Origin of the sequence: Aquibium microcysteis, assembly GCF_014495845.1 — a bacterium.
Lineage (GTDB): Bacteria > Pseudomonadota > Alphaproteobacteria > Rhizobiales > Rhizobiaceae > Aquibium > Aquibium microcysteis.
On the sequence record NZ_CP061080.1, the window covers coordinates 728,381 to 743,521 of the forward strand.

At 69.9% G+C, this 15,141-nt stretch carries 13 protein-coding genes and 1 riboswitch; of the genes, 12 read left to right on the forward strand and 1 reads right to left on the reverse strand.

Annotated elements, in window-relative coordinates:
* Window positions 1-118 precede the first annotated feature (118 nt).
* Window positions 119-2,242: a DUF294 nucleotidyltransferase-like domain-containing protein gene (locus IAI54_RS03345; RefSeq protein WP_187971012.1), complete on the reverse strand. Its 2,124-nt coding sequence runs from the start codon at window positions 2,240-2,242 to the stop codon at window positions 119-121.
* A gap of 180 nt (window positions 2,243-2,422) precedes the next feature.
* Window positions 2,423-2,640, forward strand: a riboswitch (cobalamin riboswitch).
* 116 nt (window positions 2,641-2,756) lie between these two features.
* On the opposite strand from IAI54_RS03345, the gene IAI54_RS03350 reads away from it, so the two are divergent.
* From IAI54_RS03350 to IAI54_RS03405, 12 genes are all read left to right on the forward strand, one after another.
* Window positions 2,757-4,004, forward strand: a complete 1,248-nt coding sequence (locus IAI54_RS03350) for an aromatic ring-hydroxylating oxygenase subunit alpha (RefSeq protein ID WP_187971013.1) — start codon at window positions 2,757-2,759, stop codon at window positions 4,002-4,004.
* A 223-nt stretch (window positions 4,005-4,227) separates the two neighbouring features.
* Window positions 4,228-5,334 (forward strand): FAD-binding oxidoreductase, encoded by a 1,107-nt coding sequence (locus tag IAI54_RS03355; RefSeq protein ID WP_187971014.1) that lies wholly within the window; start codon window positions 4,228-4,230, stop codon window positions 5,332-5,334.
* Window positions 5,331-5,582 carry a hypothetical protein gene (locus IAI54_RS03360; RefSeq protein ID WP_187971015.1) on the forward strand — a complete coding sequence of 84 codons (252 nt, stop codon included), beginning with the start codon at window positions 5,331-5,333 and terminating at the stop codon, window positions 5,580-5,582. Before IAI54_RS03355 ends, IAI54_RS03360 begins: the two co-directional genes overlap by 4 nt.
* Before the next feature lie 175 nt (window positions 5,583-5,757).
* Window positions 5,758-8,073 carry a hydrogen gas-evolving membrane-bound hydrogenase subunit E gene (gene mbhE / locus IAI54_RS03365; protein WP_187971016.1) on the forward strand — a complete coding sequence of 772 codons (2,316 nt, stop codon included), beginning with the start codon at window positions 5,758-5,760 and terminating at the stop codon, window positions 8,071-8,073.
* 4 nt (window positions 8,074-8,077) lie between these two features.
* Window positions 8,078-8,482 (forward strand): MnhB domain-containing protein, encoded by a 405-nt coding sequence (locus IAI54_RS03370; protein WP_187971017.1) that lies wholly within the window; start codon window positions 8,078-8,080, stop codon window positions 8,480-8,482.
* Window positions 8,479-8,865: an NADH-quinone oxidoreductase subunit K gene (locus tag IAI54_RS03375; protein ID WP_187971018.1), complete on the forward strand. Its 387-nt coding sequence runs from the start codon at window positions 8,479-8,481 to the stop codon at window positions 8,863-8,865. The genes IAI54_RS03370 and IAI54_RS03375 overlap by 4 nt, the downstream gene beginning before the upstream one ends.
* The gene (locus IAI54_RS03380; protein WP_187971019.1) at window positions 8,858-10,378 is read left to right on the forward strand and encodes a Na+/H+ antiporter subunit D; all 1,521 of its coding nucleotides are present in this window, start codon (window positions 8,858-8,860) and stop codon (window positions 10,376-10,378) included. The genes IAI54_RS03375 and IAI54_RS03380 overlap by 8 nt, the downstream gene beginning before the upstream one ends.
* On the forward strand, window positions 10,375-10,713 hold the full coding sequence (locus IAI54_RS03385; RefSeq protein ID WP_187971020.1) for a Na+/H+ antiporter subunit E: 339 nt from the start codon (window positions 10,375-10,377) through the stop codon (window positions 10,711-10,713). Before IAI54_RS03380 ends, IAI54_RS03385 begins: the two co-directional genes overlap by 4 nt.
* Window positions 10,710-11,003, forward strand: a complete 294-nt coding sequence (locus IAI54_RS03390; RefSeq protein WP_187971021.1) for an MrpF/PhaF family protein — start codon at window positions 10,710-10,712, stop codon at window positions 11,001-11,003. Before IAI54_RS03385 ends, IAI54_RS03390 begins: the two co-directional genes overlap by 4 nt.
* The gene (gene mnhG / locus IAI54_RS03395; protein ID WP_187971022.1) at window positions 11,000-12,265 is read left to right on the forward strand and encodes a monovalent cation/H(+) antiporter subunit G; all 1,266 of its coding nucleotides are present in this window, start codon (window positions 11,000-11,002) and stop codon (window positions 12,263-12,265) included. Before IAI54_RS03390 ends, mnhG begins: the two co-directional genes overlap by 4 nt.
* Window positions 12,266-12,342: 77 nt before the next feature.
* Window positions 12,343-13,779 (forward strand): sensor histidine kinase, encoded by a 1,437-nt coding sequence (locus tag IAI54_RS03400; protein WP_187971023.1) that lies wholly within the window; start codon window positions 12,343-12,345, stop codon window positions 13,777-13,779.
* A gap of 2 nt (window positions 13,780-13,781) precedes the next feature.
* Window positions 13,782-15,113: a sigma-54-dependent transcriptional regulator gene (locus IAI54_RS03405; protein WP_187971024.1), complete on the forward strand. Its 1,332-nt coding sequence runs from the start codon at window positions 13,782-13,784 to the stop codon at window positions 15,111-15,113.
* Window positions 15,114-15,141 lie beyond the last annotated feature (28 nt).

A 15,141-nucleotide genomic window follows, 5' to 3' on the forward strand; every position in this document is an offset into this window, starting at 1 on the left:
ATAGACTGAGCAGTCGAGCAATCGACGGTTGCAGTACTTCAAGCGGGGTACTTCAGCCCTCAGTGCTGAGTCAACATGCATGAGTGAATTCTCATATGGTCCAGGCCGCTGTTCCCGCTCAGGAAAACATCAGCGTCCGGAGCAATTCCGGGATCACCTGGATCGTCTTCAGGGCGGCCTTCAGGTCCCCCTGTTCCGTCCGCGACATCGCGCCCACCTCGACCGTGTTGGAGACGGGGATGCCTGCGAGCAGGTCGCGGCTCTGCTGGGCGAGCATGGCCTTGATGATGGTGCCGTGCGCGGCGATGAGGCGCTCGATGTCGCCGGTGCTGCCGAGCCCTCTGGCGATCAGGCCGGAGAGCCTCGCCTTGGTGGAGCGCTCGGTCACGCCGTGGCGGATGGCGAGCGCGCGGGCGAAGGCGACGATCGGGAACAGGCCGTGCATCTTCAGGTCGACGCGGCCGCCCTCGGTGCGGAAGCCGCCGAGCAGGGTGAAGGGACCGGCGCCGACGGCGATGCGCTCGCCGAGGAGCTTGGCGAAGACCGGGTTCTGCGAACCGAGCGCATAGGCGAGGTCGAAGAGGCTTGCCGCGAGCGCGAAATCGCCATGCACCGGCGCGAAGTCGTAGAAGATGTCGACGTTGAGCAGGTCGTCGGGCCGCGACCGGCCGACCCAGTCGGAGACCCGGTCGGCCCACAACGCCGCGGAGCCGCGAAAGGCCGGGTTCTTCGCCATCACGCCGCCCTTGCAGAGCGGGATGCCGGCCTGGTCGAGGATCGCCGCCATCCTCTCGCCGAGGGCGGCGAACCAGCGGTCTTCCGGTCCGTCCGGCGCGCCGTCGGCATACACGATCGCATTGTCCTGGTCGGCGGCGAGCAGCGATTCGCCGCGACCGCCCGATCCGAGCACCAGCACCGCATAGGGGCAGGGCGGCTGGCCGTGGCCCTGCGCCAGCATCTCCGCCTCTGCCAGCTGCGCTGCGCGGCGGGTGACGATGCGCAGCTCCTCGCTGACGATCTCGGCGATCACCCGTGCCTCGATCGCCTCGCCGATCAGCGCCTCGGCGACGGCGGGCAGGGTGGACCATGCCGAGGCCAGCGCGCTCGGGTCGGCGGCGGCCTCGATCTCGTCGTCGAGGCTGACGGCGGCGCCCGCGCGCAGGCGCAGGAGATCGCGCGCCGAAACCACGCCCACCAGCCGCCCGAGGTCGTCGCGCACGGCGAGGTGGCGGATCTTCAGCCGGTCCATGCGACCGACGGCGCGGTAGACGAAGGCCTCGGCGCGGATGGAGGCGAGGCTGCGGGTGGCGATCGGGCCGACGGATTCATACAGCGCATCCGCGCCGCTGGCGGCGATGCGGCGCATGACGTCGCGCTCGGTGACGATGCCGTAGGCCGCCAGCGGCTGGCCGGGCTCGGGCGTATCGGCGACGAACAGCGAGGAGATGCGCTTCTCCACCATCAGGTCGATGGCGCCACGCAGGGGAAGGTCGGCCGGGACGACCTGCGGCGGCGACGCCATCAGGTCGCGGATGCGGTGGCGATAGGCGTAGGGATCGACGGCACCGAATGCGCGCGGTCCTGGCGCTTCCGGCCGCGTGGCCGGCTCCGCCCAGCCGGCCTTGTGATGGCTGTCGATCTGCGCCGTCTGCGACAGGCAGGCCCGCTCGGCCTCGGCCAGCGTGCGGATCCCGCGCTCGGCCAGCCGCGGCAGCAGCGCCACGAAGACGTCCGCGGCGGCTCTCGCGTCCCCGGGTGCCTGGTGGCGTCCCTCGATGGGAATGCCGAGCCACTGCGCGATCATGTCGAGCGACTGGTCGGGCAGGTTCGCATTGGCCGCGGCCGAGAGCAGACGCACGCATAGCGTCCGCGGCCTGCTCCAGCGGATGCCGGCGCGCTTCGCCTCATGCTCGATGACGGCGAGGTCGAAGCCGATGGAAAAGCCGATCAGCACGCGGTGGCTGGCAAAGGCGTCGAAGCGGGCGAGCGCCTCCGCGAAGGCCGGCGCGCCGGCGACGTCCGCGTCGCCGATCCGGTGGATGGCGGACGAGGCGGGCGGGATCGGCATCTTCGGATCGACCAGCGTCTCGAAGGTCTCGCCGGTACGCACCCGGCCGCCCGAGATCGCGACCGCGCCGATCTGCACGATCCGCGCGGTGGTGGTGTCGAGGCCGGTCGTCTCGGTGTCGGCGCAGACCGCGTCGAGCGCGATCAGCGGCGTCGCCCCGCTCAGGATCCTCATGCGGCGTCCTCCCCCGGAAATCGCGTCAGACATAGCATGCGGGGTCGGACCGGCGCTTGATCCTGATCAGGCCCGCGCCGGTCGGGGGCCGGTGGACGGGCGAGTGGTCCGCCCTGGGGACTGTCGCCTTCCAATGCGGCCCATGTCGCATTCGTGCGATCCTGCCCGATTGCGACATGGTGTTGTGGGCGCGTTCAAGGTGCCTTCCGGCGGCGACGCCCGGAGGGATAATTGGGAAGCCGGAACCCCGGAAGGGGGAAGCCGGCGCTGCCCCCGCAACGGTGGCGGAGCGAGAAACCCGACGGGAGACCACTGGGCCTGAAGGCCCGGGAAGGTGTCGGGGAGGCCTGACCGGCCAGCTCCGGAGCCCGGAAACCAGCCTCGGACCTGTTGAAAACCGACTGATCGCGGTGGGCGGTCAAGAGGCGGAGCGGTTCGGGCAGCCCTGGCGGCGCACGCGCCGCTGTTCCTCCATCACCACCAGTTCAGTCCTTGTGCGGAAGCGAGGACGGACATGGACACGCGCAACGACATGCTGAGGCTCCTGAAGAGCCGGCGGCCGGGCTTCAGCCTGGAACAGCCCTTCTACACCGACCCGGACTACCACAGGCTCGACCTCGAACTCATCTGGTACCGCGACTGGCTGTTCGTCGGCCATGACTGCGAGGTGGCGAAGCCGGGCGCCTATTTCACGGTGCAGGTGGGCGACTATCCGGTGGTGATCGTCCGCGGCCGCGACGGCCAGATCCGCGCCTTCCACAATTCCTGCCGGCATCGCGGCAGCCGGGTCTGCACGACGCAGAAGGGCACGTCGGCGCGGCTGGTGTGCCCCTATCACCAGTGGACCTACGACCTCGACGGATCGCTCGTCTTCGCCAGGCAGATGGCGGAGGACTTCCGCAAGGAGGAGTTCGGCCTGAAGCCGGTCGCCTGCGAGAGCGTCGGCGGCTACGTCTTCATCTGCCTGGCGAACGAACCGGCGGACTTCGCTCCGTTCCGCGCCCTGATGGAGCCCTATTTCCGGCCGCACCGGCTGACCGAGGCCAAGGTGGCCTTCGAGAGCACCATCGTCGAGAAGGGCAACTGGAAGCTCGTCTGGGAGAACAACCGCGAGTGCTACCATTGCGCGGGCAATCATCCCGAACTCTGCAAGACCTTCCCGGAAGCGCCGACGGTGACCGGCGTCAACGGCGCCGAGAGCGACCCGGACATGCTGGCGCACTGGGCCAGATGCGAGGCGGCCGGCCTGCCGTCGCGCTTCCGCATCGACGAGCGCGGCCAGTACCGCGCCACCCGCGCGCCGCTGCTGCGCGACGCCGTCAGCTACACCATGAGCGGCCGGCGCGCGGTGAAGCGAAATCTCTCCGACGACGTCGCCGCCGACCGGATCGGCACGCTGCTCCTCTACCACTACCCGACGACCTGGAACCATGTGCTGGGCGACCATGCCGTGACCTTCCGCGTGCTGCCGATCAGCGCCAACGAGACGGCGGTGACGACCAAGTGGCTGGTCCACAAGGACGCGGTGGAGGGGGTCGACTACGACCTCGCCGAACTCACCCACGTCTGGACCGAAACCAACGACCAGGACCGCCGCATCGTCGAGGAGAACGCCTTCGGCATCCGCTCGCCCGCCTACGAGCCGGGACCCTATTCGGAACTGCACGAGGGCGGCGTGATCCAGTTCGTCGACTGGTATGCCGGCTTCATGGCGCCGCGCCTCGCGGAAGGTGCCGCGCCGCGGCTGAAGAGCGTGGCGTGAGGGAGGGGAGGATGGTGCATTTCCCCCGAGCTGCTCGCTCTGTCGCCGAAGCACCCCCTCACCGGCCCTTCGGGCCACCTCTCCCCCTGCCCGGGGGAGAGGAAACGCCCGCCTTGTCTTCGCCGCTCCTCCGGCACGGCTTCCTCTCCCCCGGGCAGGGGGAGAGGTGGTTTGCGCAGCGAACCGGTGAGGGGGTGCTTGGCGCTGCGGCTGGAGAATGGGCATGAACGCCCCCGCCGATCCCGCCCTCTACCGCCATCTCGACGAGATGACCCCGTGGGACGACCGGCTGCAGGTGCTGGAGGTGACCGGCGTGACCGAGGAGGCGCCGGACGTGCGCACCTTCACCTTCCGCTCCGACGCGCAGACCTGGTTCCGCTACAAGCCCGGCCAGTTCGTGACGCTGGAACTGCCGGTCGGGCCGGAGCCGCTGCTGCGTACCTACACGCTGTCGTCCTCGCCCTCGCGGCCCTTCTCGATCGCGGTGACCGCGAAGGCGCAGGCGGGCAGCATCGGCACGCGCTGGATGTTCGAGAACCTGAAGCCCGGCGCCCATGTCCGCGCCTACGGCCCGGCGGGCGGCTTCACCCATCACGATCACCCGGCGGGAAAGTACCTGTTCATCTCCGCGGGGTCCGGCGTCACGCCGATGATGTCGATGCTGCGCTGGTTTTCCGACTGCGCGCCGTGGTCCGACGTCGCCTTCGTCAACTGCGCGCGGCGGCCCGAGGAGATCATCTTCCGCAAGGAGCTCGAGCTTCTGGGCAGCCGGATGCCCGGCCTGTCGCTCGGCTTCCTGATCGAGGAGCGGTCGAGCCGCGAGAGCTGGTTCGGCCACATGGGCCGCATCGACGCCGTGCGCCTGCCGCTGCTGTCGCCCGACTTCCGCGAGCGCGAGGTGTTCTGCTGCGGCCCCGATCCCTTCATGCGCGCGGTGCGCGGCATGCTGGAAGCCTCGGGCTTCGACATGACGCACTACCACCAGGAGAGCTTTGCCGCGCCGGCTCCGGCTCCGGCGCCGGTGGATGTCGAGGCGCTGGCGGCCGAGGACGGCGCGCCGGTGCAGGAGGCGCTGCCGATCCGCTTCTCCCTGTCGGACGCCAGCGGCGAATGCCTGCCCGGCCAGACGATCCTCCAGGCGGCGCGGGCGGCGGGCGTGCGCATTCCGGCCGCCTGCGAGTTCGGGCTGTGCGGCACCTGCAAGACGATGAAGCTCTCAGGGGAGGTCGAGATGGCGCACAATGGCGGCATCCTCGACGACGAGATCGCCGAGGGCTTCATCCTCGCCTGCTGTTCGAAGCCGCTGACGGCGGTGGAGGTCGCGGCATGACCGGCCGCGATCCCGACGCCTCGCCCACGCGGTCGAGCCCGCCCCGCGCGGGCGGACGGACACGCGTCTCGCCGCTGCCGCCGCCCGACGAGGTCTTCGCCGACTGGCTCCTGTCGGTGCCGCATGGAGAGGATCTCGCCGCGGCCGCCCGCCGCCAGGTCGAGCTGATCGACGCGCGAGGCCAGTCGCATCCCGACGTCGCGTGCCTGCGCCTGCTGCTGGTCGCCGTCGCGGGGGAGGGCGCGTAGCCGCCCCGGCCCGTTCCGGCGCGCCGTCCGGAAATCCGAACAGGTCCGCCAAAGCCGTTCGGAATTCCTGACGCCCGCGGCCGGGAACCTGGCCAAGATCTTGAAATAACGACGTTTCCGAAACTGGCACGCCCCATGCAAGGGGAGGGCGACCAGCGAAGGGAACATCGTGGACATGGCTTGGATCATCCTCATTGCACTGGCGGGCGCGGCCATCGCGCGGCCCGCTGCCGAGCTGCTGGGCAAGGCCTCCGGCTGGGTGATGAGCCTGGTGCCGCTCGCCCTGTTCGTCATGATCCTGCAGCACGCGGGCGACGTGGCCGACGGCGGCGCGGTGATGTCGACGATCTCGTGGGTGCCGTCGCTGGGCGTCGACGTCACCCTGCGGCTCGACGGCTTCTCCATGCTCTTTTCGCTGCTGATCACCGGCATCGGCACGCTGGTGACGATCTATGCCGGCGCCTATTTCGCCGAAAAGCCCGTGGCCGACATGGGCCGCTTCCTGGCGCTGATCCTGCTGTTCATGGCGGCCATGCTCGGCACCGTGCTGTCCGACGATCTGATCGTCATGTTCGTCTTCTGGGAGCTGACGAGCCTCACCTCCTTCATGCTGATCGGCTTCGACGGCCACAAGCCGGAGGCGCGCAAGGCGGCGATCCAGTCGCTGCTGGTCACCGGCGGCGGCGGGCTGGTGCTGTTCGCGGGCATCCTGCTGATCGGCATGACGCTCGGCACCTTCTCCTTCACCGAGGTTCTTTCGCGTTCCGGCGAACTCGTCGCCAGCCCCTGGGCCGGCGTGATCGCCGCGCTGATCATGATCGGCGCCTTCACCAAGTCGGCGCAGGTGCCGTTCCACTTCTGGCTGCCCAACGCCATGGCCGCGCCGACGCCGGCGTCCGCCTACCTGCACTCCGCCACCATGGTGAAGCTCGGCATCTTCCTGCTCGCCCGCTTCGACGCGGTGTTCGCGACCATGCCGGCCTTCGGCACGACCCTGGTGGTCGTCGGCTCCCTGACCATGACGGTGGCCGCGCTGAAGGCGCTGCGGGCGGAGGGCTACAAGGCGGTGCTGGCGCACTCGACCGTCGCCTCGCTCGGCATCCTGGTCATGCTGATCGGGCTCGACGGGGAGGTGGCGGCGGTGGCGACCGTCGGGTTCATCCTGGCGCACGCGCTCTACAAGGCGGCGCTGTTCTTCTGCGCCGGCACCGCGATCCACGCCACCGGCGAGACCAGCCTGCGCAAGCTCGGCGGCCTCGCCCGCTTCCTGCCGGTGACGGCGGTGGCCGCCGTGCTGGCCAGCCTCAGCATGGCCGGCCTGCCACCCTTCGTCGGCTTCATCTCAAAGGAATACCTCTTCGAGGCGCAGCTCACCAACGGCTGGAACGTCGTGCCGATCGTCGTCGCCGTGCTGGTCAACGCGGTGATGTGCGGCGTGGCGGGCGTCGTCTCGATCAAGCCGTTCTATTTCAAGAGCCACCGCGTCGATGCCGTGAAGCACGGCGAGACGCCCGGTCTCCTCGTCGGCCCGCTGCTGCTGGCGACCGGCGGCGTCGTCATCGGCCTCTTCCCTGGCGGCATCGGCGACCTGCTGATCGGCCCGGCGGCCTCCGCCCTCCACGGCAGCCCGATCGACGTCTCGTTCAAGCTCTGGCACGGGCTGACGCCGATGCTGGTGCTGAGCGCCCTGGTGGTTTCGATCGGTGTCGCCATCGTCGTCTGGTGGGACGCCATCCACGACCGCCTGCGCCGCCACGACCGGCTGTTCCGCCTGATCGGCGACGGCGGCTACCACTTCGTCGTCGACGGGACCCTCGAGATCGCGCGTGCCTCGACCCGCCTGCTGCAGAACGGCGACCAGCGCCGCTACACCGCGGTCGTCGTGGCCGTTGTGGTGGCGGGGCTGGCGATCGCGCTCTTCGCCGGCCCGGCGGGTTTCTACATCGCCGCGCCCGACGGGTCGCTGCGCGTCTCGGTGACCCTCGTCCTGGCGCTGAGTGCCGCCGGCGCGGTCGCCACCGTGCTCGCCCGCTCGCTGATCGCGGCGCTCGTCTCGGTCGGCATCGTCGGCTTCGCGGTCGCCGTCATCTTCATGCTGAACGGCGCGCCGGACCTCGCCCTGACGCAGATCGCGGTGGAGACGCTTCTCGTCATCCTGCTGACGGCGGTGCTGCTGCGCCTGCCTGCGCGGCAGCGCCACTCGCGGACCACCGGGGAGCGGCGCCGAGACGCGGCGCTGGCGACGGCCTTCGGCCTGGTCATCTTCCTCGCCGTCGCCAGCATGAGCGCCATCCCGATCGACATGAGCCTGACCGAGTATTTCGGCCAGACGAGCTACCTCGAGGGCTTCGGCCGCAACGTCGTCAACGTGATCCTGGTCGATTACCGCGCCATCGACACGCTGGGCGAGATCGCCGTCGTCGCCTTCGCCACCATCGCCGCCTGGGCGCTGCTGCGTGGCAGCGGCGCCAGGGTGCGGACCAAGGAGTAGTCCCATGCAGATCATCTTCGCCACCATGTCGCGGCTGTTTTTCGTGCTGATGATCGGCGTGTCGCTGTTCATGCTGTTTCGCGGCCACAACGAGCCCGGCGGCGGCTTCATCGGCGGCCTGATCGCGGCCCTCGGCTTCGCGCTGCTGGCCATGGCCCGCGACGTGGAGACGGCCAGGCGGGCGCTCGTCGTCCATCCGGTCGCGCTGATGGGCGGCGGGCTGCTCCTGTCCTTCGTCAGCGGCCTGCCGGGCCTCCTGTCCGATCGCTCCTTCCTCACCCACTGGTGGATGGAGATCGGCTCCACCCATCTCGGCACAGCCACGACCTTCGACATCGGCGTCTACTGCGTCGTCGTCGGCGGCGTGCTGTGCCTCGTCTTCCGCCTCTATGAAGGGATCGAGCAGTGAACCTCGTCTACGCCTTCGCCATCGCCGCCCAGATGGGCTGCGGCGTCTATCTGCTGCTGTCGCGCCACGGCATGCGCATCCTGATCGGCATCGTGCTCCTGTCGACGGCGACCAACCTGCTGATCTTCGTGGCCGGCGGCCTGCGTTTCACCGCGCCGCCGGTGATCGAGCCGGGCCTGCAGGTGCTGGCCGCCGAAACCGCCAACGCGCTGCCGCAGGCGCTGATCCTGACCGCCATCGTCATCGGCTTCGCGCTCGTCTCCTTCGCCGCCGCGCTGATGCTGAAGACCTACCGCTCCGTGGGCTCGGTGATCACCAGCGACCACACCGACGCAGAGGCGCTCGGCAGCCCGTTCGCCAAGGAGGCGCCGCGCAATGCCTGACTTCATCACCGACACCGTGTTGCTCTGGCCGCTGGCCATCCCGCTCGCCACCGCGGCGCTCTGCGCGGCGGCCTGGGCAAGCCCGCGCGTCCAGCAGGCCGCGAGCCTGACGGGCCTCGTGCTGACGCTCGGCGCGTCGCTCGTCCTGCTCGACGCCGTGATGGCGCAAGGCATCGTGACCAAGCAGTTCGGCGGCTGGGCGCCGCCCTTCGGCATCTCCTTCGTCGCCGACCGCTTCGGCGCCGCCATGGTGGTGATCTCCGGCGTGCTGGCACTCGCGGCTGGCCTCTTCGCCATCGCCGACGTCAGGCGGCGGCAGGTGAAGGCGGGGTTCTACCCGCTGTTCCAGGGCCTGATGGTCGGCGTCAACGGCGCCTTCCTCACCGGCGACATCTTCAACCTCTACGTCTGGTTCGAGGTGATGCTGATCGCCACGCTCGGCCTCATCACGCTCGACCGGACCCGGGCGCAACTCGACGGCGCGATCAAATACGCCGTGCTCAACCTGTTCTCGACCATCCTCTTCCTGATGGCGATCGGGCTGCTCTACGGCGTGACCGGCACGCTCAACATGGCCGATCTCGCCCGCGTCCTGCCGCAGACCGACGGCTCGATGGCGCTGACCGTCTCGGCCATGCTGTTCCTGCTCGCCTTCGGCATCAAGGCCGGCTTCTTCCCGCTGTTCTTCTGGCTGCCGGCCTCCTACCACACCGCCACGATCATCGTCTCGGCAGTCTTCGCCGGGCTTTTGACCAAGGTCGGCGTCTATGCCTGCTTCCGCGTCTTCACGCTGCTGTTCGAGGTGAACGACGGCGGCATCCGGCCCATCGTCGCCTTCTTCGCTGCGGGAACCATGCTGTTCGGCGTCTTCGGCGCGGCGATCCAGTGGGACATCCGCCGCATCCTGTCGTTCCACATCATCAGCCAGATCGGCTACATCATGCTGGGTCTGGCCATCGCCACGCCGCTCGCCATGGCGGGCGCCGTCTTCTACATCATCCACCACATCGTGGTGAAGGCGAACCTGTTCTTCGTGGCGGGCGCCATCCACAGGGCGACCGGCACCTATGACCTGCGCAAGGCGGGCGGGCTGATGAAGGCCTCGCCGCTGCTCGCCGTGCTCTTCCTGGTCCCGGCGCTGTCGCTGGCCGGCATCCCGCCGCTGTCGGGCTTCTGGGCCAAGTTCATGGTCATCGACGCGTCGTTTCGCGCAGACATGGCCTGGCTCGGTGCGCTGGCGCTGTTCGTCGGCCTGCTGACCGTCTTCTCCATGAGCAAGATCTGGATCGAGGCCTTCTGGAAGACCTCGCCGCGGAAGGTGTCGCGCGTCCGGGCCGTACCGGTCGCCATGCTCGTCCCCATCGCCGCCCTCGGCGCCATCACGCTCGCCATCGGCTTCAATCCCGAGCCGCTGGTCGCCTTCGCCAACGTCGCCGCCGGCACCATGACCGATCCGGCCGAGTTCATCGCCGCGGTCTTCGCGGAGCGGCAGATCGCAGGAGCAACGCCATGACCGCCATTGCCGCCCGCGCCTTCCAGGTGACCTCGCTCGCCGCCATCTTCCTGAAGGAGCTCGTCGTCTCGTCGGTCGCCGTCGCCCGCTCTGTGCTGGGCGCGAAGGACGCCTCGTCCCCGGCCATCATCGCCGTGCCGATCGGGCTGCGCACCGCCGCAGGGGTCACGACGCTCGCCAACTGCGTCAGCCTGACGCCCGGAACCACGTCGCTGCATGTCAGCGAGGACATGTCGACCCTCTACATCCACGTGCTCGACGCGCCCTCGGCCGACGAGGTGATCGCGTCGATCAAGTCGACGTTCGAGGCCCGCATCAAGGAGATTGAAGGATGATCGAATTTCTGGACACCCATCTGCCGACGATCGCGGCCGTGCTCATCACAGTGCTGATGCTGCCGCTCGGCATGTCGGCCCTGCGCATGGCGACGGGTCCCGGCTATGCGGACCGCTTCATCGCGCTCGACATGCTGACCGGCATCGCCGTGGCGGTGGCCTGCCTGACGATGATCGTCACCGGCCGGCGCGAATTCCTCGACATCGCCTTCGGCATCGCGCTCATCGGCTTCCTCGCCACCTGCTCGCTGTCGGCGCTGCTCGAGAAGAAGAAGGGAGAGAACCGATGATCGTCGTTTCCGTCCTGCTCAAGCTCCTCGGCGTCGGCTTCCTCTGCATTGCCGGCATCGGCGTGATGCGGCTTTCCGATCCGTTCCAGCGCATGCATGCCGCCACCAAGGCCGGCACGCTGGGCGCCGGGCTGGTCATCCTGGGGTCGGTGATCTCGCATGGCGCGACCGACGCGACCGTCATGGGGCTCCTGACGATCGTGTTCCTGCTCCTGACCGTGCCGGTGGCCGGCCATCTCCTCGGCCGTGCGTCGTACATGTCGGGCGCCCGGCTCTCGCTGCGCGGCGATGACGCGCTGGCCGGCGTGCTGGAGCGGTCGGACCGCTCGCTCGACGAGCGTCTCGCCTGGCTGCCGTCCAGGACCGCTGCGCCCGGGGCCACTACGGCGACTCTTCGGCCGGCTCCGTCGCCGAAGAAACGTGATCGGTCCGCGCCGCGTCCGGCACCGGTCGTCTCGCTTCCATCCATCGAGGCCGTCCGGTTCGCGGTGATCCAGGGGCAGGTGCCGGCCGTCGCGGCCCGCGCATGCGCCATCGCCCGGCGGCTCCGGTCCGACCTGTCGGCGCATGTCATCATCGATACGGGCGCCATCGAATGCGCGGCCGACCCGGCCGGCGCGCGCCAGCTGATCCGCGAGCGCGCCAGCGAAGCCATCCGCGACATGCGCGCCTGCATGGAAGGGAGCGGCGGTGAGGCGGCGCTGAACTACGACGAGGGCGATCCCGAGCGGCTGCTCGCGACGTCCGACCCGGGCCGCGTGCTCCTGGTGCTGCCCTGCGAGGGCTGGTTCCACCACCAGGTCGAGGTGCGCCGCGACCAGACGACATGGGATCCCGACGGTCTCCTGCGCCTGCCGATGGTGCATCGGGGTCCGGTGCTCTTCGTCTCTCCGGATGCACCCGTTCCGGCCCGGGGGACGATCGTCGTTCGCGACCGCGACGAGCGGCATCTGCCGGCTCTCGTCGAATGGGCACTGGCCGGCGAGCTTTGGCCGGCGTCCCACATCGTCCATGTCGGACCAGCCGGTGCCGACGGCGGCGACGAGGTCGAGGCGATCGCGCACCGCTTCGGTTGCAGCTTCGAACGCCGGATCGTCGCGACCGACGACTGCGCCATCCCCGAGGACATCCGCCTGCCGCGCGCGGTGATCCTCGGCCAGGCGCCGCGCCCGCTGCGCACCAGCTGGTTCGGCAGCCACTGGCGCCGCCGGATCGCGCCGGACGCCCCCTGCGAGGTGCTGCTGATGGAGGCACCGGACTGATCGCGTCGCGCGTCGGCGGGGCACGCGGCGACAGGTCGCTGGCCCTGACCCGCGCGGCTGGTCTAGCTTGACGCACCATGCGCCCGACTCCGAAGCCCACCCTGCCGCTCACCTTCGCGCTGCCGCTCTTCGTGGCGCTGGCGATGTTCGTCGTCGCCGTCGGCACGACCCAGATCGGCGTGCGCATCCTGAAGGCCAATGACGAGACCGCTCTGCGCGATCAGGCCGTGGTCTTCCTCGACGCCGTCGCCGGCAACATCGCGGCCGAGACCGACGAATCGCCAGACGCGGTGCGCCGGCAGATGGCGGCCTCGCTGATCTTCCGGACCGCGCTTCTGGAACAGGCGATTGCCGCACGATGGGTCGGGACGATGGGCACAGCGCAGACCGTGGTGCTCGGCGAACCGACCCATGAGGAGCGGCTGATCGCGGCGCTGGACGAGGCGCCCGACATCGGGCCGGACGCCGTGTCGGAATGGAACGACCCCGGCAACGCGGTATTGCTGGTGCTGCGCACCTATGCGCTCGGCGAGGGGGTCCTTCTGCTGGCTGCCACCTTCGACACGACGACGATCCTCGACGCCGCCGAGACGGCGTTCCGCCTGACGATCGGCATCGACGTCCTGGTTGCGATCCTGGCCGCCCTGACGGTCTATGTCATCGCCCGTCGCGTGCTCTCGCCGCTGGATGGCTTCATCAGCCGGCTGGCCCACAGCGAGGACGGCGCGGTTGCTTCCGCAGGCCTTCGCCGCGGGCACGAACTGCAGCGGCTGGAGGCCGCCCTGGCGCTGCGCGAGCGGTCGGAGGCCGACCGCGCCAGGATCGTCGAGCAGATGGCGCAGCAGGAGCGCGACGCGCTCCTGGCGCGGATGGCGGCGGCCATCGCCCACGAGGTGCGCAACCCGCTGGCGGGGCTGAAGAACGGCGTCTCGACGCTGCGCCGCTTCGGCGACCAGCCGCAGGTGCGCCAGCAGACGGTCGACCTGCTCGACAGCGGGCTGGACAGCATCGGCCGCGTCGTCGACGTGACCCTGTCGACCTACCGCCGCAGGCCGGGCAGGACGTCGCTCGTCGCGCGCGACATCCGCGACCTCGAACTGCTGATCCTGCCGACAGCGCAGCGCGCGGAAGTGACGCTGCGATGGGACCTCGACGAGACCGTGGTCATCGACGTCGACGTCGACGCGCTCAGGCAGATCCTGGTGAACCTCTTGCTGAACTCGGTCGGCGTCTCGCCTCCCGGCAGCGAAATCGCCATCACGCTCGCGCACGCCGCGGACGGGCGGTCCGTCGCCATCGGCATCGCCGACCAGGGCAGCGGCATGCCGCCCGAAGTCGTGGCCGCGATCGTCTCCGGCCAGATGGACGAGATCCCGATGGAGCGCAGCATCGGCCTGTGGGTGGTGTCGAACCTCGTGCAGCGCATCGGCGCCAGCCTGTCGATCCGCAGCGAGGAGGGGCGCGGCACGACCGTGACCCTGTCGCTTCCTTCACGCACCGAAAGCGGGAGCTAGCCATGTCGGTGCCACTGATCCTGATGATCGAGGACGACGCCACGCTGGGAGCCTCGCTGCAGCAGCGGCTGGAGCTCGAAGGCTTCCGCGTCCGCTGGGTCCGTTCGGCCAGGGAGGCACGCGCGGCGCTGCCGGGCACCCGGCCCGACATCATCCTGTCCGACATCCGCCTGCCCGACGGCGATGGCGAGACCGTCATGCGCAGCCATTTCAGGACCGCCGGCCTGGTGCCGACGATCTTCATGACCGCCTATGGCGACATCGAGCAGGCGGTGCGGCTGGTGCGCGAAGGCGCACTCGACTACGTCACCAAGCCCTTCGACCTCGACCAGCTCGTCGACCGCTTCCGCGACATCGTCCGCCTCTCGGCCGCGCGGACCGGCGGCGCCGGCTCCCCGCTCGGCCGCAGCGCCGCGATGCGGCCGGTCGCCGAGATGCTGTCGCGCGCAGCCCAGGTCGCGCTGCCGGTCCTGCTGCTCGGCGAGACCGGCAGCGGCAAGGAGGTCGCCGCCCGCCACCTCCATGATGCCGGTCCCCGCGCCGCGCAGCCCTTCGTTCCGGTGAACTGCGGCGCCATGCCGGCCGAACTTGCCGATTCCATGCTCTTCGGCCACGAGCGCGGCGCCTTCACCGGAGCGGCCGGGGTGCATCGCGGCTTCCTGGAGGAGGCGGGGGAGGGGACGCTCTTCCTGGACGAGATCGGCGATCTGCCGCTGCCGCTGCAGGTCAAGCTGCTGCGGGTTCTGGAGACGCGCCGGTTCCGCCGGCTCGGCGCCGCCGAGGACCGCGGCTTCGGCGCCCGGCTGGTCTGCGCCACCAACAAGGACCTGGAGCGCCTCGTCTCGGACGGCGCCTTCCGCGAGGATCTCTGGTTCCGTATCAACGTGATCACCTGCCGGCTGCCGTCGCTGCGCGAGCGGCCCGAGGACATCGCCGACCTGATCGAAACCATCGCCGCCGCCGCCGCCGCGGAGAACGGCCTCCCGGGGATCAGCGTCGATCCGGCGGCCGTCGAGGCCGCGCTCGCCCATGCCTGGCCGGGCAACGTCCGCGAGCTGATCAACCGCGTCCAGCGGGCGGTGGCGCTCGGGGGCGGCGGCAGACTCGCGGCATCCGACCTGTTTCCGGACGGTGTCGACGCCGGCCGCGGCGGTACCGCGGATGACGAGGTTCTCGACGGCAGCCTCTCCGACGTTCGCGAGGCGGCGGAACGCCGCCACATCCAGGCCGTTCTGGCAAGGACCGGCGGCTCGACGAAGGACGCGGCCGACCTTCTCCAGGTTTCGCGCACCACGCTGTGGGAAAAGATGCGCCGCTACGGCATCGACCCGTGACGCGACGCTGGCGGCGCGGCGCCGGCCG